Below are 21,528 nucleotides of genomic sequence, written 5' to 3' on the forward strand. Positions count from 1 at the left end.
TCTACCGTCCCTGACAAACGCCTCACAGCCGCGTATCCTCGCTATCAGAATTATTTCCTGGTCAATTATGGAAAATACGAATGAGGCCTAGGACGGAACCGAATAGTTTACTACAACAAAGTCGTCACGATAATCCTCATTCCGATCCCTCGGGCCTATCACGTGAAACAGTTTTATTCGGAATGAAGAATGTTGCGACGACGCCCAAAATCAGGAATGCTGCCGCGAGCCAGGAACCGAGGGCAAGCCCGTGGGTCATCGCGTCTTGGGCCGCATCAGCGACGTAAGCAGTGGCCGGGTTCTGGGCCAACGGCGCAATTGCCGCTCCGCCGCTGTCTGTGACGGCGCTGGAGAATTTATCCCCATCTTGAGTGGACATGCCGGCATCGACCAGGGTAGCTTTCAGCTGCGCACTGATGGCCGAGAAGAACACGGTGGTGAGGGCAGCGATGCCCAGGGCTGAGCCAAGTTGACGGAATGTACTCTGGATCGCCGAGCTTTGTCCCCCTTCTTGTTCGGGGACATCGGCGAGCACTACGTTGGTAACTTGAGCAGTCGCAAATCCGACTCCGGCGCCATAAATGAACAGCACGAATGCAATCAGCCACCAGGGCGAATCGGTGGTTGTCGCGACCGTGCCAAGACCGGCGAGCCCAATAATTTCTACGGCGAGGCCGATTCGCACGAATGCCAGAGCCGAAATTCTGCGCGCAAGAGGAAAGGTCACGCCACTGGCAACGAAGCTTCCGACGGCAATCGGGACGAGCGCGAGTCCAGCTTGGAGCGACGAATAGTCGAGGGTGAACTGCAGCCAGAGAGGCATGACGGCAATGATCCCGTACTCCCCCAGGCCGATGATCACGGTTGCGATGTTGCCGTTACGGAATGAAGCGATGGAAAACAGCCTGACGTCCATGAGGGGCTGGTCAGCGTGGCCGCCGCGGCTGAGGACGACTTGTCGCCACACGAACGCCGCCATGACCACTGCACCCACAATAAGGGCGACGAAAGCTGGTGAAAGCCCTTTGTCCCAGGTGAGCCCGAAAAGTGAGAATTCGTGCTGGCTCGTGATCCAGCCGTAGACACGACCCTCGATAATCCCGAAGGCGAGCAGGCCCAGCCCCGCGACGGACAGCAGAGCGCCAGCCCCATCCACGCGACCCGAAGTGTGCGGGGAACGGCGGATGAAAACCAGGGCGAGCAGGAGTATCAGCATCGTCAGGGGAATATTGATACCGAAAGCCCACCGCCACGAGGCATGTTCGGACAGCCATCCGCCGAGGACCGGCCCGAGAGCGGTGGCTGCACCGATCGTCGCGCCCCATACGGCGAAGGCTTGGCCGCGTGCTTTGCCGGTGAACATGTAATTGAGCAAAGACAACGTGGTCGGAAGAATCATGGCCGCGCCAACCCCCTGCAAGAACCTGGCGAGTATCAGAATTTCTCCGGTGGGCGCCATGGCCGCGAGCAGACTGGTGACGCCAAAGGCGATGACGCCGGTGACGAATATGAACCGTGCCCCACGCAGGTCAGCGATACGTCCGACGACGAGCAGAAGAGCGGCGAACACGATGGCATAGGACTCCTGGACCCATTGGGCCTGCGCCGAATTAATCCCCAGATCCTCAATCATGGGTGGGATGATCACGTTCACGACCGTAGTGTCCACGACGATCAATGCGACCCCCAGGGCCAGGGCTATCAGGCCTAACCAACGCCGAGCCGTTGCCGATACTGCCACCATCGAAACCTCCATATATACTTACACCGCCAAATAGTTTCACTGTGAAACTATTTGGCGCGATGATAGCTTGTCAAATGAAGCTCTCGGACGAAGAAGGTAAGTTTGGGTAATAAGGCGCGCCAGAGCGTGGTGCAACAACGTGAACGCATGATCGAGGTGCTCCGCGGCTACGGGAGCACATACGGTGAGGTAGGACGCCGATTTGCGGCCAGTCTTGGCTTGCACCACACGGATGCGTCCGCCGTCATCGAAATTCTTGCTGCCGAGGAACGCGGAACCCCGCTCTCCCCCGCTCGTCTCAGGGAACGAGTCGGTTTGACCGCGGGAGCAACATCATCGCTGCTCAATCGACTCGAAACGGCCGGTTACGTGATCCGCTCTCACGAGCACTCCGACCGCCGCATTGTCACTCTGCATTCGACCGCCGAAATACAGAAGGCCACCGACGATTTCTTCGACCCTCTCGGTGCGCGGATCGACGACGTGATGAGCAAATATCCGGAAGACGTGCTAGTGAAACTCGAAGAATTCATCTCTGAGCTTCGCTCGACCATGGAAGCCTACGTTGGCGAGAAGACTGACGAGTAGAGGCTCGGTACGCGAATCCCCCGCAACCGTACTCGCGCTCGAGACACTTGCGACGTAGAAGATAGTCCTGATTTTCCCGCGGTGGGTCTCCTCACAAGACACGCGCCGCATTCCACTGCGAAGCCTTTTCTGCCTTGGGTCGAAGTCCACAGTGATCAGGCTGGGGGAACGCGGTCAGTGACAACAATGGACCGGATGATCAGATCATTGTCTTTAGAACTGGCCATTGTTGTAAACGAATTCTCCGCCTACCACCGTTGCTACGGCTGAGACGCCCTGGGTTTGTTCTATATCCAGGCCCACGATGTCTTGGTCGAGGATGGTCAGGTCGGCGTCCATACCGGTTGTCAGCGTACCCAAGTGATCCTCATCGTGGGTCAGGTACGCACTGTCCGCAGTCAGGGCGTGCAATGCTGCACGTTGGTCAATTCGCTGCGCCGCGCCCAGGACAGAGCCGCCACTGGTCTGCCTTGTCACCGCCGTGCGAAAGGTAGCCAAAGCGTCCATCGGTGTTATCGGGCAATCCGAATGCATGCCGAAGTGGAGGCCGCCGTTTCGAGCGTCCCGCGTGGGATTGATCCTGGCAGCACGTTCGGCCCCAATGAAACGATCGCGATGACGGTCGCCCCAGTAGTAGATGTGATTGGCGAAAATGGAAGCGACCGAGCCCGACGCGACCAGCGACGAGATATCCTCATCCGATGCCATTTGCAGATGCTCCACCCGGTGCCTCGGATCGCTCTGATCCGAGCTCCCGCGCAAGGCAGCGAAGGCCCCTGCCACCGCAGAAATAGCACGATCGCCGTTGGCGTGGACCGCGCATTGGCCTCCTGCACCGTCAACGCGACGCAGGAGTTCGACCAATTCTTCGGGGGAATACAGCAGTTCTCCACACTCGGAATCATGACACGAATATGGCTCTTTCAGTGCGCCCGAAAGCCCCTGGATCGAACCGTCCGACCAGAACTTGGCACCGGCTACCCGATATTTTCCCGAGGCGGGCCGAGTGAACAGGTCTGGCGCGCTTGCCACATACCCCTGTGCGAGGTCAGCTCTCACATAGCCGGTCACTCTGAGCGGGATCTTGGAATCTGCGGCCAGCTTCCGCCACGCCTGAATCTCCAGGTCTCCGGCCATGATGCCGACGCCGAGGTCGTGAATGGATGTCATGCCGCGTTCAATACCGATGTCAGCCGCGTAGCGGGCCGCCTCTTCAACATCGGTTGCGGACGTCTGTGGCATAGCGTCAAGGACCGCGTGCACTGCCCCCATCTCCCATAACAGGCCGGTCAATCTCCCGGCTTCATCTCGAACAAAGTGCCCATTCGCGGGATCTCCCCGATCTTCGTGGATGCCGGCGAGCTCGAGCGCGAGGGAATTCGCTACAACGAAGTGCCCCGAGATGTGAGAGACAACCAGGGGAACCTCACGACTGACGGCATCCAGGTCATCTCGATGAGGATGGCGGTTTTCCATCAGCATGGTGTCGTCATAACCCCAGCCACGAAGCCACTTGCCGGCGGGCACGGTCGCCAGATCTCCTCGCAAAGCCCCCTGAATATCAGCGATGGAACCGTTGAGGGGGCTGCGGCAATCAGTCCAGTTTCTGGTCAGTCCGAAGAATACGGGGTGAACGTGGGACTCGATCAGCCCCGGGACCACGGTGGCGCCGTCGAGATTCACTCGCCGCGGAGCTGACCCGGCTTTGGCCTCGACTTCCTCCAGCGGCCCTGCGCCGATGACTTTTCCTTGATTTACGGCAAGAGCTTCTACGGGATCGCTCCAAGCATCCACTCGAATAGCCCCGTTGGCGAAGATAGTAGCTGACATTTAGGAAGCTCCCACTTTGTTGGTCTTATCACTTGCATCGGAAGGCAGAGTTCGCCGCCGTGCGGCAAGGGACGGGGAGGCAGTTGCAGCCGGAGCCACCAGTCTGCCGATGACGAGCACCAGCAAGTTCGCCGCGAGGGCTGGAACGCCGATGTTGAGCCCGCCCAATGTGGCCCCCGAGAGGTAGATCCCGATGGATGCCAGAGCGCCCACAGCTAGTCCGATGGCCATCACGCCTGGCCGGACCCGCGTCGGGAAAATCATCAGAACGACGGGAACGATGAACTGGGTCAGCCCGTAGTAAGAAGTGTTGATCAATGTCCCCATGATGGTAGGCACTACGAGGGTCAACACAATCGAGACTGCCAGGTAAACGAAGATCACCACCTGCGTCAGTGGCTTTTGTTTGGCTTCGCTGACATGTGGAAGAACATTCCTGGAGAACAGAGTACCGATGACCAGTGCCGAGGCCGCAAGAACCACGATCGCGCACAGCGCCGCTCCACCTGCGACCAAACCCACCAGCCAATCGGGCAATAGCTGGCGTGCCACCTCGATGAAGGCAAGATTGGTGTCCGCCCCGGTCAGACCGGGCACCGCGGAAATTGCGAAGAAAGAGGTCAGCAGGATGAACGGGTACATGAGCATATAGAGCGGCATCGCAATCTGGGTGCGCCTGATACTAATGGGAGACTTGCCGCTGAGGACCGCCTGGATCACGAACGGGAACATGTAGAAACCCAAGGTTTGGAACAAGAGAGTCGAGATGGTGCTGACCATCGGGACCCCGGCCGGGATGGTGGTGTGAGCTGAACCAACGTTGGCGTCGGCAACAATGGTGGCAACGTTGGGGACCTTGTACAGCACGAAACCGGCGACCACCAGAATTACGGCAATCAAAGCGAAATCCTTCAGGAAACTGACGAAGGCAGGGGCCCTGATTCCCGACAGGAGAACGAAGACCAGGGATATACCTACCCCGATAAGCACCGTAGCCAGAGGCGTTAAGCCCAGGCCAAGGCCGTTGAGAGCAACCTCCAGGCCTGTCAGCTGCAATTGGGCCCAAGGCACCAGGAAAATTACGGCGATCAGGGCGGACGTTAGCTCCAATGGGCGGGATTTGAAATGCCCCCGGAAGATGTCCGGCAAGGTCATGGCGTTGTACTTGCGTCCGGCTTTCCACAACAAAGGCAACAGAAAATAACCGATGGGATATCCCAAGAGGATGTAGCCCATGAACCACACCGCGAAACCAACGCCGTTGGCGTATACGCCACCCGGAAAGCCGATGATTGTACCGATGGAGTAGACCTCTCCCACGACCATGATGAACACCATCACGGAGCCGAAGCTTCTGCCACCCACCATGAAGTCCGCGGTCGACTTGCCGGCTCCGACGCGGGAATACAGGCCGATTGCCACGGCGAGCAGTAGCACCACCACAAACATGACAATCGTCATGAAGACACCTCCGAGACCGGGTCTTCAAGTTCGTCAAGCTGGTAGTCCGCGTGCTTGTCGAAGAGGTGCCAGCTGATCCACATTGCGAGGCTCATCACCGGGAACATCACAAACATGAACAGCAGAACCAACGGTATGCCAAAGACCGTGACGCTCGATCCTCCGAGCACTAGAATTCCGACCGTCACAATTACGGTTGGTGCAATCAGGGAGATGACCACACTCGCCATCCTGGGAATCATTGCTTCTCCTTTGAAGTGGACCGAGTCACATTATTCTGGCGCTTGCTGGCCTGGACAAGGGCCAGAATGCAGATCATCTACCATGCCAGAATGAGGACCGGCCTGTTACTCTCGACACATGGCTAGAACACGGCAACAGATGCCGAAGGACCTTGCGTTGGTTCAAGCCCCGCCGGGCACGCCATTGCACCTCCGTGTCCGACGGACGGTGGAGGGTTTCATCGCTTCTGGTATTTGGCCCACCGGAACGAGGATTCCCTCGGGCCGCCAGATCGCAGAGATATTCGGCATTTCCAGAACCACCGTCCAAGTTGCATACAGCGGTCTGCTCGAGGACGGGTTCATTGTGGCCAAACCACGTTCCGGGTATTTTGTCAGCCACCACATCAGCCCTATTGCCGTTGACCACGACGACGATTCAGGCCTTCATGGCACCCCGCGGGAGGTCGACTGGGTTCAGCTGGCGTCCACGGCAGCCCCGCCTCTGCCCGAGTTGGACAGGGAACCGCGTTGGTGGACGTACGACTACCCCTTCGTCACCGGTCAACATGACCCCATCTACTTCCCCACAGCCGCTTGGCTACGGGCGCTCAAGGCCTCCTTGAGCGATGACGAACACCGTCACGCCAGTTTGGACGACGTCCTCGTGGACGACCCGTTGCTGTTGGAAAACATCTGTCAGCAGATTTTGCCGGCACGGGGAATTTTTGTTGAACCGGAAAATGTGCTCGTGACCTTGGGAAGCCAACAGGGGCTACAGTTACTCAGCGAATGCCTTTTGCATCCGGGCGATGCCGCGTTGGTGGAAAGCCCAGGATATGTGGATGCCCGCCACGTCTTTTCGCGGGCGGGCGCCAGGCTTGGTTCCCTCCCCGTGGACGCCGAGGGGGCCGTTCCGCAGAAGTCGTATTCGCATGCGAAATTGGTCTACCTCACGCCGAGTCACCAGCATCCCACCAACGTCACGTTGACGGCCAAACGTCGCCTTGACTTTATTGCCGATGCCGTCCGGCACAACTTCATCATTATCGAAGACGATTACGACTCGGAACTGCGTTATGAGGGGCAGCCCTCCCCTGCCATGGCCGCTTTGGACCCCAACGGCCGGACCATCTATCTTGGCACCATGTCCAAGGTTCTGGCACCGGGAATCCGTATCGGCTTTTTGGTTGGGCCGGAGCCTCTCATCACCATCTTGCGAAGGATCAGGCGGTACCAACACAGGCAACCGCCTGGACAGATTCAACGGGCCGTGGCCCTGATGTATCAAAGTGGCGATTTCAAGGCGTCATTGCAGTCCTATAGGCGAGCTTTAAATACTCGATGGAACACAGCAACCAAGATCGCTCGCGAAGTCTTCCCACACAGGCAATTGCTCCCACCAGGTGGCACCGGCCTCTGGCTCAAAGCCCCCGATCGCGTAGACACTGGAGAACTGCAACACCGAGCCAAAAAGCAAGGAATTTTATTCGATTCCGGCGAAAAATATTTCACTGGTCCCCAGGCCGACAATTGCTATCTAAGGATCGGCTTTGCATCCATTCACCATGACCGGATCGAACCGGGAATGCTGAAACTCGCGAGTTTGTTCGATAGTTCACATCCTTGACCGGGCTCAGTGTGCCTCCTTCCGGTCGAGGGATCCAGGACGGAAGGCCCCTCAACAGGTTGTGGTCTCGGGCGCGGTGTAACCCCAAGAAACGGGCGGACAGGAGCGTATCGCAGGAGTGAGGCAACCGTGGCCGGTCCGCGGCCCGCGCCAGCGACGCAATTTCTCCTCGACCAGATGTACGGGATGCGAACACTGGTTAGGGATTCGAACGGGCTCGGTGTGAGCTGGCACAAATTCAGGAGGGAAAGTCATGAGTGATCGTTCGGTGGACGTGGCAATTATCGGGGCGGGCCCGGCAGGTCTGATGCTCGCCCACCTGCTGCGTCGTGAGGGGCTGTCCACGGTTAACGTGGATTCCCGGCTCGAAGAGAAAATCCGCCGAACCCACCGAGCCGGGATTCTTGAGCATGGCTCCGTCGAGATGCTCTCCCACGAGGATCTCAATTCACGTGTTCTTTCGGAGGGTCACAGACATGACGGCATTGATCTGCGCTTCGGTGGGCAGTCCCATCGTGTGGATTTCCAAGCATTGGTGGGAGAATCGGTTTGGTTGTACCCGCAGAATGAGCTCTTCCACGATCTCGCCACGGCAGCCCATCGACACGGGATGGACGTCCGCTATAACGTGACCGAGGCTCGGCCCATGGACATCGAGTCTGATAGCCCCGGGGTGTATTTCGTCGACGAAGGCGGAACACCCCACGAGATTCGCTCCCGGTACGTCGTCGGCGCGGACGGCTCCCGGTCGGTTTGTCGCGCATCGATTCCGGAAGGACTCCGCCGGCATTACGTGAGTGAGTATCCGTTCGCTTGGTTCGGAATCCTTACCGAGGCTCCCCCGAGTGCCCCCGAACTCATTTATGCACGGTCTCCGCACGGTTTCGCGTTGATCTCGCAACGCAGTGCCGATGTTCAGCGCATGTATTTTCAATGCGATCCTGAAACGGATCCGAATTCCTGGAGTGAGGAGGATATTTGGGCCGAGCTTCAGAAGCGTGTGGAGGGCCCGGACGGTTTGCGGTTGAAGACCGGTCCCATTTTCGACAAGACCGTGCTGAAATTCCGTTCCTTCGTGTGCGATCCCATGCATCACGAGCATCTTTTCCTCGCTGGCGACGCCGCCCACACCGTCCCTCCGACCGGAGCTAAGGGCCTCAATCTGGCACTGGCGGATGTACGTGTCCTCGCCCCGGCCCTGGCTGCTGCGGTTCGCGACGAGGACGAGCGCCTCCTCGCGGACTACTCGGACACGGCCCTGGCAAGGGTCTGGAAGGCGCAGAATTTCTCGTATTGGATGACTGGTATGTTGCACCAGGAGCCGGACGAGAATGAGTTCAATGCGGCCCGGCGGCTGGGAGAACTGCGCGCCGTCGTCGATTCACAGCACGGCAAGGCGTTCTTGGCTGAGCAGTACACCGGCTGGCCGGACACGCCGGCGTCCGCTGTCTGATGGGCAGAGAGACGTTGTGGGGAACCCACGCCCCCTTAGTGGCGCAATAATGCGGTTTTGCTTTCTTCGGTCGAGCACGAGGCACAACGCTGGCGGCAGTCAGCCGATCTCGGCGCGAAGGATCGCGACCCCTGCGTCAACCCTCCGCAGGACCCACGGCCTCGACGTCGAGCTCCGCCTGAACCTTGACGAATGCCTCAGCGGGGAATTCCGGCTCGCCCCCCGTTCTCCAGCTGGACTCGGGCATCCGTGGCGCTGTTCATGTAGCCAAAGAACTTTTCGAATACCCCGGTGGTCAACACACCTAGCATCTGAGTGTTGTGCCCCGTGAAAGCAAAGGAGTGGATCGTTTCGGCTGACGGACACACATAATCTCCGCGAGAAAGAACAACTTCTCGCTCGTTGATGTTCAATGTGAGGTGACCATCCAGACAGATGAAGGTCTCGGGGTGAAGTCGATGGAAGTGCCGGGGAATATATGGCGACTTGGATCCCCGGGTCTGCACGACCAGGAACTGATTGTCCGTGTGCCTCGGGCGGCACACGAAACTGTTGATCTGCCCAAACTGCTCCAACCGGTCCCCTTCACCGTCTTCCAAGGAAAATACCCGCTTGTCCCGCGGCAAACGGTCGATCCGCGGCCCGAGCTCGGAGAGGTAGCTCCGCTTGTAAAAGGTGAACCCGCAGGCTTCCAGCTCATCATGGTCGATTCCGATGGCACGGGACATGACGGTCAGATGGTAGGGACCCGGCTGGAGATGGTTCCCCTCCCCGCGGCCAGGACATAAGGGACGGGTTCTCCGGGAACCGAGTCCAGAACCGGGACCAGACTGTGACGCCTTTCTATGGTCTCTTCCGGATCTGGAGTGATACTAGCGGGCGATGGCGGAAGCGGTAGTCATCGCAGAAGTCACTTTCGATCAATGATGATGCGGTCGCTGCCTGTGCCTAGCGCAGGTACAGGGATTCGTTCTGGATCAAGGGTCAAACCCGCAAGGTGCAATCGAAGGAAAACGGCTCGCCTCAGGAAGATCATGAGCCTGAGCAGGATGAGGCTGGGCCGGTGCCAGGCGATAATCGATGCTGATCATCGCGCAGCGTTCGGCCGCGAATCGTTGGGAAAAGTCAGGCCTCGCGGTTCGGCTCCGAAGAGGCCATCAGGCACCATGCGCCCATATGTTCACGGGCCGGCCACGAGGCGGCGCCGGTCCCCGAGGACGAACCACATCCAACTTTGGATGAGGACGAGGCGGAGAAAAGGCGAGAATCTCGATTTTGACGTTCACCAATACCCTCGGCTGGGATCAGGGCCCGGGTGTTCGAGACGTTTAAAGCCCATCGAGACGCCAGCTATGGTCATTACGGTATGCTCCCCCGGATCCGCTTACCCAGCTTCAACCGTCTATATGCTCCCGGGCATACTATCGGCACTGCCCAGCGGCCTCATCAACGTCTGCTGCCCCTCGGTCAGTGATGCCGCAGTTGAAGCACAACCTTAGGCATGCGGAGTCGTGGGCCGCTGGTGTGTTTGTCCCGTCATGGTTTCGAGTTCTTGTTGTTTGGTCTCGGGCACGAATCGCAGGACGAAGAAGAACGAGGCCAGCGCGAAGAAGGCGAACGCTCCGTAAAGCCAAGACAGACCGACTCGTTGCGTCATGGGTTCGAAAGCGAACGTGACGATGAAGTTGAAGATCCAGTTCGAGGTGGTGCCGATGGCCAGGGCCATGGCACGCATTCTGTTGGGGAACATTTCAGCCAACAGGATCCACATGACCGGGCCCCAGGAGAGGGCGAAGAATACGACGAAGGCGTTCGCCCCGATCAGCGCGAGTGGTCCGTATGCGCCGGGCAGCGAAACGTTGTCGCCGCTGCCGAGTTGTTGGGAGAAGGAGATCGCGGTGAGCAACAGCGACAGGAACATCCCGATTGATCCGATGGTCAGCAGTCGCCGGCGGCCGATCCGGTCCACGAGCAGCATCGCGATCACGGTCATGACGACGTTGATCCCCGCAGTAATGACCGACGTCGTAAAGGAGTCGGATTCACTGAACCCGACGGACTTCCACAGGGTCGTGGAATAGTAGAAGATCGCGTTGATACCGACGAGCTGCTGGAACGCCGCGATGATGATTCCAACCCATACCAGCGGCTGAAGACCGAATCTATTGCCACGAATGTCGTTGAATGTGCTCTTGTGTTCTTTCTGGAGCGTTTGACGAATTTCCTCGACTTTGGCGTCCGGGTCGGATTCCCCTGACACTCGTTTCAGGACGCTCGCGGCCTGGTCGTAACGACCACGCAAGACGAGGAAACGCGGCGATTCGGGTATCGACATAGCCAAGACGCCGTAGACGACAGCCGGGATAACACCGACCAAGAACATCCACCGCCATGCCGGGATATTCAGCCACAAGTCCTGCGATGAACCGCCGGCGGCACCGGCGAGACCCTTGTTGGAGCTGAGTACGACTAACTGGCCGATCGTGATCGCCAACTGTTGCAAGGACCCGAGAGCACCACGGCCCTTGGCCGGCGCCACCTCGGAGATATACGCCGGCGCGATCACCGAGGCGATACCGATTCCCAGGCCACCGATCACACGCCAGATCAACAGGTCGACCACGGAGAAAGCCAAGCCCGATCCGACCGAACTGACGATGAACATGGCGGCGCCCAGCAACATCACGTTACGGCGACCCCAACTGTCCGCCAGCCGCCCGGCATACCAGGCGCCGACGGCGCAGCCCAGCAACGCGATCGAGACGACAAACCCCGAGAGAAAGGAGCCCAATTCGAAGTGGGAGCTCAGCGCGTCGACGGCGCCGTTGATGACCGAGGAGTCGAAGCCAAAAAGAAAGCCGCCAACTGCGGCGGCAATCGAGACACCCACGGCCTTCCCATGGCCACTGGTCGCATTGATGCTCTTGTTAGAATCCGCCGTCATTCTGCCCATCTCCAATCGACTGCAACCTGCGGCCGTTTAGCCTCGGCGCAAGTTTCGCCAGCAACAATACTCCGACCAGCCGTCAACTCAACAGAGGCCGGAAGTGACGCGCCGTCGCGCCCGCAGGTAGCTGTCCGGTCGCATCAACGGCGTCGAGCGCCAAGAGGAATCTCGGGTCAACGCGCTCGTCAACGCCTATGCTTTCAATCCGGATTGGGTGTACCGAACCTGGCGCATGAAGCCGGGGTGACCTGCAAAAATGGCCGTATGCTCAAATGTAGGATCCGTGAAGCCGCGGAGAGTGACATACCGCGGATCATCGCAATCGAGGTCGACGCCGGCCAGGCTTTCCGCTCGGTGGGGATGCCGGAGGTCGCTGATCACAGACCAGAGGCCGGGGAACTTCGTGAAGCTATTTACGTGCATCACCTCTGGGTCGCCGAGGTGGACGGCCAAGTAGTCGGCTACGTTGCTGCCGACCTGGTCGATGCTAACGCCCACGTCGCCCAGGTGTCCGTCGACCCGGTTCACGCCGGACACCGGTACGGACGACAGATGATCGAATTCGTGGAGTCTTGGGGACGGGACCGTGGTTGCTCTGGTACAACCCTGACGACCTTCACGACTGTTCCCTGGAACCTCCCGTACTATGCGCGTCTCGGCTACCAAGTCCTCGCTGGGGCCAACATGGGGCCCGAGCTCTTGCGCATTTCCCGGTTTGAGGCCGGACTGCCTGGCATCGATGGCTCCCAGCGTTGCGCGATGATCAAGGCCAACTGATCGCACGAACATATGAAACAGAGGCCAAGGGAGCTTCCCCGGCGCCACATTGCCGCACCGAGCCGGTCGATAATGCAACACCTCGAAGACATCCTGGCCTGGTTCAATCCCATGCGATCTCCGGCTTGTGCTCCACTGGGAAATTCACCGACCGTGCAATGAAGCAATACTGTCCGACGCTACCGTGCAAGGCCAGAGCTTTGTCCGGGTCGCTCTCCATAGAGATCGTGACCCGTGGGTTCAGGATCACCCTCTCGAACCGGCCCGATCCGTCAGGACCCATAACCATGACGCCCTCGGCGCGATCCCGGTATGCGATGACGGCCACGCCTGCCGAAGCTGCGAGGTGCAGGTACCAGAGCATGTGACACTGCGACAGCGATGCCACAAGCAATTGCTCCGGGTTCCACCGATCCGGGTCACCCCGAAATGCCGGGTCGGCTGATCCCTCTATAGGAGGCAGACCTGCGGATTCAACGCGATGATCACGGTTGAAGCTCGTGTAAGAGTCTGTGCCCGGACCCAGATTGCCGGTCCATGTGATGGTCACATCGTACGAATGCGTATCTGGCATCGGATCGTTTCCCCTGTCTCCTGGTCTTGTAGGCAGGTATACCCGACCCTCGTCTGGAGAGGTAGATGCTTCTCCCTCAACGAACCCAGGGGCCGGGTAGCTCCCCGGATCGTTGGATGGTCCTCCAGACCGCAGAACAAGCCCCACCGGACAAGCTGCGATTGACTGCGCTCAGGGCGCTTGTACAGACTCCTCGGCAATATCCATGATGGCCATTCGCCCCGGTTCATGTGCGATTGCGTATTCGATATTGCTACTCATGACCACGGCCTGTGGTGTCACACCGCAGGCCCAGAACATCGGCACATCCCCCGCCTTCTTCACCGGCGGGTCGCCCCAGTCGGGCTTGCTGACATCTTCGATACCTAATTCTGCTGGGTCCCCCACGTGAACTGGCGCGCCGTGAGAAGAGGGGTAACGGGAGCTGATTCGGACCGCGTCAGCCACCAAGGCCGCGGGCATGTAACGAAGGGTGACCACCAGGGGTCCACTCAGTCGGCCCGCGGCGGCGCAATCGATGTTTGTTCGGTACATCGGAACCGTTCGGCCGTCTTCATCGTGGCGCACCGGAACACCCAGCCTACGAAATGCATTTTCGAAGGTGAAAGAGCAACCGATCAAGAAGGTATAGAACTCGTCCTTCCAAAAATCCTTGCCGTTGTTGGACGCTACGGGAGGTTTCCCGTCCTCGTAAATGACATAGCCCGGCAGATCGGTCCTGACATCGCCCCGAAACCTCGAGCTGGAGTACTGACCTGGTTCCAGCACATCCAAGAGCGGGCAGGCTTTCGGGTTCCGTTGCGCAAAGATCATCAGATCACGCGCGGTATTCTTTTCAACCGACAACAGATTGCATTGCACCCATCCATCGGCCCAGCCGGAGGTTGTCCGGTTGAGTCCGGCATGGAAAGTCGCTCGAGCGCTCTCCGGGCTCATAGTACGAGCTGTCTGAGCGTCAGGTTCTACTACCATTTTTCTCCCTTTCGAGCGGACAAAAGAACTGGAGCAAACCGAATACTGGCCTGAACGCCAGTGCAGTCAGCACCCATGTCAGAACGAATCCCACCGTACCCAAGGAGAAACCCCTGCTGTGGACACGTGACTCTTCGCGACGGTTCGGAACGACGGGTTGCGACCGCCGCGTACCAGCAGACTCACACGTCGCTCGCATCAGGAATCCGACGCCACCTCTTTAGCAGCTTTCTACACGCGCAATCGCGAACACATGCGTACCGGTTCATCGGTACGAGCGGACTCGTTCTACACCGATCCACGGGAGAAAACAGCGATCGCACAAGCCTGTGCGATCGAGAAGCATCACGCGGGTTCTTCTGGATCGTTGAAGACAACAGCCAAATCCTCGGTCTGTTGCAGCTGAACAGTGTGGTCTACGGGGCCTTCCAGACAGCCAGGTCCTTCGTATAAGCCGGGGCGAAGCCAAGATGCTTCATGAAATGCGCTTGAGCGAAGATTCGAGTCTCTCCAGGCTCACGTCTTTGGTCCTAATACCCAGAACCGCTGCGGTAGCTGCGCAGACCAACCAGCTTCCCGCGGCAGTGACAATGAGGTAGGTAGCTCCATTTTGCCCGGCCAAAGCAAGAATTCCTCCGGCTGCGAGCGGGGCGAGGAAACCTCCTAGCCGGCTCAGCCCAAAACTTGTGCCGGCTCCCAGTCCACGCAAGTGGGTGGGATAAATCTCCACCTCATAAGTGTGGAGCATTGGTCCATCGATGAAAACCAGCATTTCCGTCAGGAACCCGAAGAGCAGGATCATGGGTACCGTGTCGGAAAAGTAGAAAGCTACGCCACAGAGCATGTTGAGCGTGTAGAAGAGAGTCATACCCCACTTACGGTTTATCCTGTCGGTTATTTGCGAAGCGACCAGGCAACCGATCGGATAAGAAATCTGGATCAGGGCCGTATATCCGAGAGCATCAACAATCGAGTATCCCTTGGCAGTCAGGATGACGGGGACGAACGTCGTGAAACCGTAAGCACCGAATCCCTGAAAGAGTTCGATGATCCACACGCAAAGGGTTCGCCGGAGGTACGCCGGACGCAACAGATCAATAGTTTTACTCGATTTCTGCAGCGTGGAGTCCATCGGCGGGGCCGGTTGGGGCTCGGGCAATTCGGAAAGATTCCGTTCAGCCATGACGCGTTGTTCCATCCCCGAAAGAATCGCGTCCGCCTCTGCGTAGCGCTCCTTCCGGTCCAACCAGCGCGGCGATTCGGGGACGCGCCGGCGAATAAAGATCGTCACCAATGCCCCTGCTGCACCGATCAGCAGGGCGATCCTAAACCCAGACAGTGGCAAATTCTCTGCCGGCCCAATGAAACGAGCAACGAATCCGCCGACAGTGCCACCGAGGAACCCAAAGGCAAGCATGAGCGCAGTTGCCTTACCGCGCCGACCCGCAGGCATGAATTCTTGTGTATAGGTCGACGACAAGGGGATCTCCGCACCCGTGCCCAGGCCCGCAATGATCAGGGCGATAATCAGGATGACACCGTTAGGTGACAGAACCGCGAAGATGTTGCCGACCGCGAGGATGCTGAGGTTGAGGGTAAACGCGTTGCGTCGTCCAATTCGGTCAGCCAGCCGGCCGAATATGATCGCGCCGAGGAACGTTCCGAAGAACAGGGCCGTGGGCGCTCTGGTGGCCAGCTGTTCGTCCCCGAGTGACGACAGAAAAGTCGACGAGATGGGACCGATGGAATACAGCATGTAGGCATCCCAGAACGTACCCAGGGAGATCAGAAAGACGATCAACGTTATATGCCGTGAGTGTGGCAGCCGGTCGAGTCTCTCGGCCGTTCCGTATGTCTGCGGGCTGTTCATTGTCATCAAACTCAGACTCCCTTGACTGTGTTTTGGAGAAAATCCGCAAACAACGTCGCAGGATTCTCAACGAGAACCTGGCGCTGGTGCTCAGATTGGGGGAACCAGACGCCCAGCTGCCCCAACAGCTCGTCGTACCGGAGTCCCTCGTTTTCATGACTGATCCATGGCCAATCGCTGCCCCACAGGATCCTGTCCCCTCTCTCTTCCTGAAGTTGCCTAGCCAGTTGGAGAGCGTGGTCACTGATGGCCAGTCGATACGGGGCTGAGAGTTTCACCCACGTGCGCCCCGTAGCCAGAAACTCGGCTACGACGCTTCCACAAGGCGTCGAGAGGTCATGGATGAGACCGAAATGGTCAATCACTAGGTCCGCACCCGCATCAAGGACTGCTTGTCCGACTTGGGATAAATGCTCTGGTTCAATCAAGACTTCGATATGCATCCCCAACTTTGCCGCATTGCGAAAGAGCCGCTGATACTCGGCATCTGCAGGATCCGGCCGATCAGGCAGCTGCCACCAGTTCAGCCGAAGCCCGGAGACCCCCTGCGAGGCCAATTCGATGAGTTCGCTTCCGCTGGTTCCCGGAGCCACTTGTGCAGTGCCCAAGAATCGACCATTGCCTTGCGCCACCGCCTCCAGAAGCAGTGAATTGTCATTCCCGTAAAAGCTCGGTGCAGTCAGGACGGCATGGGAAATATTGTTGCGATCCATATTCGCAAGCAGGTCTTCTGCCGAGGCGTCTACCGTTGGGCTGGAGTGACGGAGAGCTGATAAGGGGGCATCTCGACGTACGACGTGCGCGTGGCAGTCGATTCCGGTTGGTTGGCCGGGAGCTGACGCGATACAGAGAGGTGTTTGTGACTGAGGCATATTTTTCACGATAAATATCGTGAGCGCGAACACCTATCAGCATAGGTACACAATCTATATAAGATCAGCTTATGGGAAGCATTTCGATACCGTTGCTGCGTACGTTCGTCATGATTTGCAGACTTGGAACCTTTAGTTCCGCTGCTGAGGCTCTCGACATATCTCAACCGGCAGTATCGTTACGGGTCCGTGAACTTGAAAAACTGGCAGGTGCGACCTTGTTCGACCGGCACGGAAGCACCGTGGTGTTGAGTACAGAAGGCGTTTCGCTTCTCTCCTATGCCGAACGTGCACTCCAGGCCATTGACTCGCTCAACGGTTATCTCGAAGACAAACAACCGTGGACGGGGTTGCTCCGCATCGGCAGCTCTGAACTTTTCTCCATGACAGGTCTTCCTGGAGTCCTGCAGGCCCTGGAATCTGAGCACCCGAGACTCAAAACGAATCTTACGGTCCGGGCAAGCACCTTCTTGGTGAAAGCTCTCGAACGGGGTGAACTCGATGCCGCGTTCGTCAGTGATCCCGACCCGACCGCGGACTGTGTGCTCCTCGAGCTTGCTACAACGGGACTCGAAATCATCAGCAACGGGCACATCGGGCTCCCTGAGGTGGTGACACCGGAGGATCTTGCCGTTTATCAGACCCTGCTCAACCCTCGACCATCTGCGATCAGCACCATCGTGGCCGACTGGCTCTCCTCTCAAGACGGCTGGTCAGAGACCAACACCTGCGACAGTATTCCGGTGACGATGAGGCTGGTCCGTGACGGCATCGGGGCGGGCATCATACCGCATTGCATGACCTCGGCAGAAGAGACGCCAGGCATTGTGCGTCATAGGGCATCACCTGAGCTACGGGAACTTCGGATCTACTTGGCACACCGACGTCGGTTGTCCGCCGAACGCGTCAAGTTTCTCGCCTCGACGGCGCTCGAAGTACTGGCCCAAGCCTCTGGTTTTGAAGTGACCGGGTCGTCGAATTCTTAATCCCTGCGAAGATGGCCCGGCGGCACTGCGACCGACATTCAGCACCACAACTTTGAACGTCAGCCACGCTGTGACGTCTCGGGTCTCGCGGCCCGGCCTGGCAAAGCCGGCCGAGCTTCGTCACTGCCCTGGCACCGTTGGCGGATGCCCCTCAGCGCGAACGGTGCGGACAGCCCGACCACCCAAATCAGGGCAGACCGGATCACACCGACGCGAGCTCCCTATCGTGGATCATCCACTGATCCGCGCCAAAGATTTCCTAACGGATCCTAGGACCGGATACGCCGACATCGATCAGCTGCGCATGAACGTCCTGCATGAAGCCCAACGGGCCGCAAAGGTAGGCCACGGCGTCCGTGCTACCCCGGGGCTGATCCCATCCGCGATACGGAGGATCGATCGAAAACCCAGCACAACCGATTCTGCATCGACTACAGCCAGTTCCTACCCGACGTAGGCGAAGCCGTTGGCGTGCTGGAAGGACTGCGCCGCCCCGAGGACACCGAGCATATCGAGCACCTCGACGCCGCTGTCGGCCGAGCACGCACGGCCTACAGCGCCATCGCTGAACGAGCCAGGCACCAGCAACTGAACGACCCGCATCAGTGGCCCGTTTACGGCTCCATGCAGATCGACGGCCACCGTCTGGTCGAAGAGCTCACCCACGCCCGGAGCAGCCTCAAACGGCTTGCGACGACGCCGGGAGGGCATGCGGGATAGAAGGGCGGGCCCCGGAGTACTCTGATCCTCAAGAGGACCTTCAAAGGAGCATCATGACGAAGCATCCGCAAGACAGTCCGGGTGCCGCCAGGTCCGCCGCAGCCCGGCTTCCATCCAGTGACCCGGCCACGAGAAGTCTCAAACGAAATGTGACCGGATTCCTGCTCTACGTCTTTATTCTCGGCGACGTCTTGGGGGCTGGCATTTACGCCTTGGTCGGCCAAATCGCTGGCCAAGTCGGCGGCGTTACGTGGATTCCGATGACGGTCGCCCTGCTTTTGGCTCTGCTGACCGCGGCCTCGTACGCGGAACTCGTGACCAAGTATCCCCGTGCCGGCGGCTCAGCCGTCTTCGCCGAGAGAGCATTCAACTCTCCGTTGGTTTCGTATCTAGTTGGTTTTGCCATGCTGGCCGCTGGCGTCGTCAGCGCCGCGGCTTTGGCTCTTGCTTTCGCCGGGGATTACCTCGGGTCGTTCGTGCATATCGATCCAGTAGTGGGCGCAATTATATTTCTTTGTTTGGTGGCAGCGCTCAATATGCGTGGAATCAAGGAATCTTTGCGGTCCAATGTGATCATGACCATGATCGAGTTCAGTGGTTTGCTGCTCGTCATCGCATGCGTAGGCGTTCTCGTGGGGAACCACGGGGGCGATCTCACTCGGGCGACTTCTTTTGCGGATGATGTCCGGCCTATTCCGGCTGTGCTGGGGGCGGCCATCCTGTCCTATTACTCATTCGTGGGATTTGAGACCTCAGCGAACATCATTGAGGAAGTCCGACATCCCAGCAAGGTTTACCCGCGCGCCCTTTTCGGCGCTCTCATCACGGCGGGCGTGATGTACGCGCTCGTCGGCACTGCCGCGTCCGTTGCAGTGGATTCGGATACGTTGGCGCAGTCCTCGGGGCCGCTGAGTACTGTGATGGGCGCGACAGGCGTGCCCATTCCTGCCTGGATCTTCAGTCTGATTGCGCTAGTCGCTGTGGCAAACGGATCTTTGCTGACCATGATCATGGCCAGTCGCCTGGCATATGGAATGGCTCGGCAAGGGATCCTGCCATCCCCTTTGGCAAGAGTGCTTCCACACAGGCGAACTCCATGGATTGCCATTCTCGTGACGACAGTGTGCGCCATTGGCCTGACGGTGACAGGTTCCGTGGCCATCCTGGCAGAGACCGTGGTCATATTGCTCTTGCTCGTCTTTCTCAGTACCAACGTCGCGGTATTGGTCCTGAGACGCGAAGAAGTTCCACACCAGCATTTCCGTGCATGGACTCTCGTACCGGTCCTGGCCGTGATCTCCTGCCTGGTCCTGGTCTCTCAGCAGACAGGTGAAGTTTGGCTGAGAGGCGCGGCCATCATGGTCATAGGCTTAGTAATCTACGCGGCCCTTTGCCTCATCAAGCGATATCGCGGCCGAGGGTGAATTATCAGCGACACGGGGTGGATTCCTCAGGTCGTGACAATCACGGTTTATTCACTTCACACCTTGTATCCGGGTAGGGAAGCGAAAGAAATATGTCCGGGCCCATCTGATCATGACGCCGGGCAGCTAGCGGCAAATTGTTTTATTGCTAGTCTTAAGGAAGTAGCGATGTGTTTTTCCCCGATGAGTCAAAGGGGGAGTTGATCGCAGCATCAGGGCGCAAAGGAGAGCTCGATGAACACGGACCAGTACGCCAGAGCCTTCCGGAAGCTGAGTGAAGAAGTCCATAAGGCAGGCTTGATCCGCCGACAGTACACTTTCTATTGGTCAATGATCCTAGGATGTGTAGCAGTCTTGTTGGCACTGTTGGCCGTCGTGATCGTCCTGGGTGCGACCTGGTATCAGATGATCACCGCCGCCCTGATCGGAGCCGTGTTGGCCCAGATAGGCTTTCTCTCTCATGAGGCCGCCCATCGAGAGGTCTTTGCATCCCGTGCATGGAACGAATGGGTTTCTCGAATCCTGTCCGGGACGCTCATGGGCATGAGCTACGGCTGGTGGATGAACAAGCACAACACCCACCACGCTCATCCCAATCAGGAGGGCAAGGATCCCGACGTCGAATCGACGGTACTGACGTTTACTCCCGAAGCCAGTCAACGAAGGACCGGGCTGAGTGCCAAGCTGGCCGCACGTCAAGGCGTCTACTTCGTGCCACTGTTGCTTCTCGAGGGATTCAACCTGCACGTCCAATCTCTCAAAATGCTCTTCTCTCCCCCTTCAGTGGCCCACCGGATCGTGGAAATAAGCCTCATCCTCGTTCGGCACATCGCATATTTGACACTGTTGTTCACCATGCTGCCTGTAGGTATGGCGGTCGCCTTTATCGGTGTCCAAGTTGGCTCCTTCGGTCTCCTTTTGGGAGGTGCCTTCGCACTCAACCACATCGGGATGCCCACTGTTCCATCGGGAACTCGCATCGATTTTCTCCGTCGGCAGGTGGTCATGTCCCGCAATATCCATGACGGGCTGCTGGTACGAATTCTGATGGGTGGTCTCCAATACCAGATCGAACATCACTTATTTCCCGCCGCACCGCGGACCAGCCTTCCCGCGTTACAAAGAATAGTCCGCAAATACTGCCACCAATACGACATCCCTTACGAACAAAGAACCCTGCCCGAGGCGGCAGTAACCGTCGTGTCGTATTTGAACCAAGTTGGACTAAAAAACAGGGACCCTTACGTCTGTCCCTTGGTGCAGCAATACCGAGGTTGAAAAACGATCAATGTAAATCCCGCGGAGATACAGTATCCTCTGAGGGCCGAAACGGAGGATTACCATGAAAGTTACCGTCCATGCGGAAATGTGTGTCGCATCAGGAAACTGCGGACTTGTAGCACCGAACGTATTCCAGAACCCAGAAGAATACGACGGATTCGTGAAACTTGTGAACCCT

Annotated in this window: 18 protein-coding genes; 8 read left to right on the forward strand and 10 right to left on the reverse strand. The window is 58.4% G+C overall.

The window, feature by feature from the left end; translation table 11 throughout:
- Positions 1-136: 136 nt before the first annotated feature.
- Positions 137-1,744 carry a DHA2 family efflux MFS transporter permease subunit gene (locus EWV35_RS05115; RefSeq protein ID WP_202976035.1) on the reverse strand — a complete coding sequence of 536 codons (1,608 nt, stop codon included), beginning with the start codon at positions 1,742-1,744 and terminating at the stop codon, positions 137-139.
- Between the two features lie 126 nt (positions 1,745-1,870).
- On the opposite strand from EWV35_RS05115, the gene EWV35_RS05120 reads away from it, so the two are divergent.
- Complete coding sequence (locus EWV35_RS05120) at positions 1,871-2,332, forward strand: MarR family winged helix-turn-helix transcriptional regulator (RefSeq protein WP_202976036.1); 462 nt, start codon at positions 1,871-1,873, stop codon at positions 2,330-2,332.
- Between the two features lie 213 nt (positions 2,333-2,545).
- Here the strand turns inward: EWV35_RS05120 and EWV35_RS05125 are convergent, their stop codons facing one another.
- From EWV35_RS05125 to EWV35_RS05135, 3 genes are read right to left on the reverse strand one after another with little or no spacing between them, the layout of a single operon-like run.
- Entirely contained in the window at positions 2,546-4,162 is a 1,617-nt protein-coding gene (locus tag EWV35_RS05125) for an amidohydrolase (protein WP_129658755.1), read from the reverse strand.
- The gene (locus EWV35_RS05130; protein ID WP_129658757.1) at positions 4,163-5,623 is read right to left on the reverse strand and encodes a sodium:solute symporter family protein; all 1,461 of its coding nucleotides are present in this window, start codon (positions 5,621-5,623) and stop codon (positions 4,163-4,165) included. It abuts the gene before it with no gap.
- Positions 5,620-5,865, reverse strand: a complete 246-nt coding sequence (locus EWV35_RS05135) for a hypothetical protein (protein WP_129658759.1) — start codon at positions 5,863-5,865, stop codon at positions 5,620-5,622. Before EWV35_RS05135 ends, EWV35_RS05130 begins: the two co-directional genes overlap by 4 nt.
- A gap of 118 nt (positions 5,866-5,983) precedes the next feature.
- Between EWV35_RS05135 and pdxR the strand changes: the two genes are divergently transcribed.
- Together pdxR and EWV35_RS05145 are read left to right on the forward strand one after the other, a co-directional pair.
- Positions 5,984-7,474 carry a MocR-like pyridoxine biosynthesis transcription factor PdxR gene (pdxR, locus tag EWV35_RS05140; protein WP_129658761.1) on the forward strand — a complete coding sequence of 497 codons (1,491 nt, stop codon included), beginning with the start codon at positions 5,984-5,986 and terminating at the stop codon, positions 7,472-7,474.
- A 253-nt stretch (positions 7,475-7,727) separates the two neighbouring features.
- Positions 7,728-8,927: a 4-hydroxybenzoate 3-monooxygenase gene (locus tag EWV35_RS05145; RefSeq protein ID WP_129658763.1), complete on the forward strand. Its 1,200-nt coding sequence runs from the start codon at positions 7,728-7,730 to the stop codon at positions 8,925-8,927.
- Between the two features lie 197 nt (positions 8,928-9,124).
- Here the strand turns inward: EWV35_RS05145 and EWV35_RS05150 are convergent, their stop codons facing one another.
- On the reverse strand, positions 9,125-9,655 hold the full coding sequence (locus tag EWV35_RS05150) for a quercetin 2,3-dioxygenase (protein ID WP_202976037.1): 531 nt from the start codon (positions 9,653-9,655) through the stop codon (positions 9,125-9,127).
- 767 nt (positions 9,656-10,422) lie between these two features.
- The gene (locus tag EWV35_RS05160; protein WP_129658767.1) at positions 10,423-11,871 is read right to left on the reverse strand and encodes a sugar porter family MFS transporter; all 1,449 of its coding nucleotides are present in this window, start codon (positions 11,869-11,871) and stop codon (positions 10,423-10,425) included.
- Positions 11,872-12,138: 267 nt separating this feature from the next.
- Between EWV35_RS05160 and EWV35_RS05165 the strand changes: the two genes are divergently transcribed.
- Entirely contained in the window at positions 12,139-12,651 is a 513-nt protein-coding gene (locus tag EWV35_RS05165; RefSeq protein WP_129658769.1) for a GNAT family N-acetyltransferase, read from the forward strand.
- Between the two features lie 103 nt (positions 12,652-12,754).
- Here EWV35_RS05165 and EWV35_RS05170 read toward each other — a convergent pair whose 3' ends face one another.
- The 4 genes from EWV35_RS05170 to EWV35_RS05185 form a co-directional block, all read right to left on the reverse strand.
- On the reverse strand, positions 12,755-13,225 hold the full coding sequence (locus EWV35_RS05170) for an OsmC family protein (protein WP_129658771.1): 471 nt from the start codon (positions 13,223-13,225) through the stop codon (positions 12,755-12,757).
- Between the two features lie 171 nt (positions 13,226-13,396).
- Entirely contained in the window at positions 13,397-14,197 is an 801-nt protein-coding gene (locus tag EWV35_RS05175; protein ID WP_202976039.1) for a putative hydro-lyase, read from the reverse strand.
- Between the two features lie 475 nt (positions 14,198-14,672).
- Positions 14,673-16,073 (reverse strand): MFS transporter, encoded by a 1,401-nt coding sequence (locus EWV35_RS05180; protein WP_202976040.1) that lies wholly within the window; start codon positions 16,071-16,073, stop codon positions 14,673-14,675.
- A 5-nt stretch (positions 16,074-16,078) separates the two neighbouring features.
- Positions 16,079-16,939, reverse strand: coding sequence for an amidohydrolase family protein (locus EWV35_RS05185; RefSeq protein WP_129658773.1), 861 nt, complete (start codon positions 16,937-16,939; stop codon positions 16,079-16,081).
- A 71-nt stretch (positions 16,940-17,010) separates the two neighbouring features.
- Between EWV35_RS05185 and EWV35_RS05190 the strand changes: the two genes are divergently transcribed.
- From EWV35_RS05190 to EWV35_RS05205, 4 genes are all read left to right on the forward strand, one after another.
- The gene (locus EWV35_RS05190) at positions 17,011-17,925 is read left to right on the forward strand and encodes a LysR family transcriptional regulator (protein ID WP_129658775.1); all 915 of its coding nucleotides are present in this window, start codon (positions 17,011-17,013) and stop codon (positions 17,923-17,925) included.
- 471 nt (positions 17,926-18,396) lie between these two features.
- The gene (locus EWV35_RS05195; protein ID WP_129658777.1) at positions 18,397-18,645 is read left to right on the forward strand and encodes a hypothetical protein; all 249 of its coding nucleotides are present in this window, start codon (positions 18,397-18,399) and stop codon (positions 18,643-18,645) included.
- Between the two features lie 53 nt (positions 18,646-18,698).
- The gene (locus EWV35_RS05200) at positions 18,699-20,069 is read left to right on the forward strand and encodes an APC family permease (protein ID WP_129658779.1); all 1,371 of its coding nucleotides are present in this window, start codon (positions 18,699-18,701) and stop codon (positions 20,067-20,069) included.
- A gap of 234 nt (positions 20,070-20,303) precedes the next feature.
- Complete coding sequence (locus EWV35_RS05205; protein WP_129658781.1) at positions 20,304-21,347, forward strand: fatty acid desaturase family protein; 1,044 nt, start codon at positions 20,304-20,306, stop codon at positions 21,345-21,347.
- Positions 21,348-21,528 lie beyond the last annotated feature (181 nt).

This window comes from Rothia uropygialis, assembly GCF_004137765.1.
Lineage (GTDB): Bacteria > Actinomycetota > Actinomycetes > Actinomycetales > Micrococcaceae > Rothia.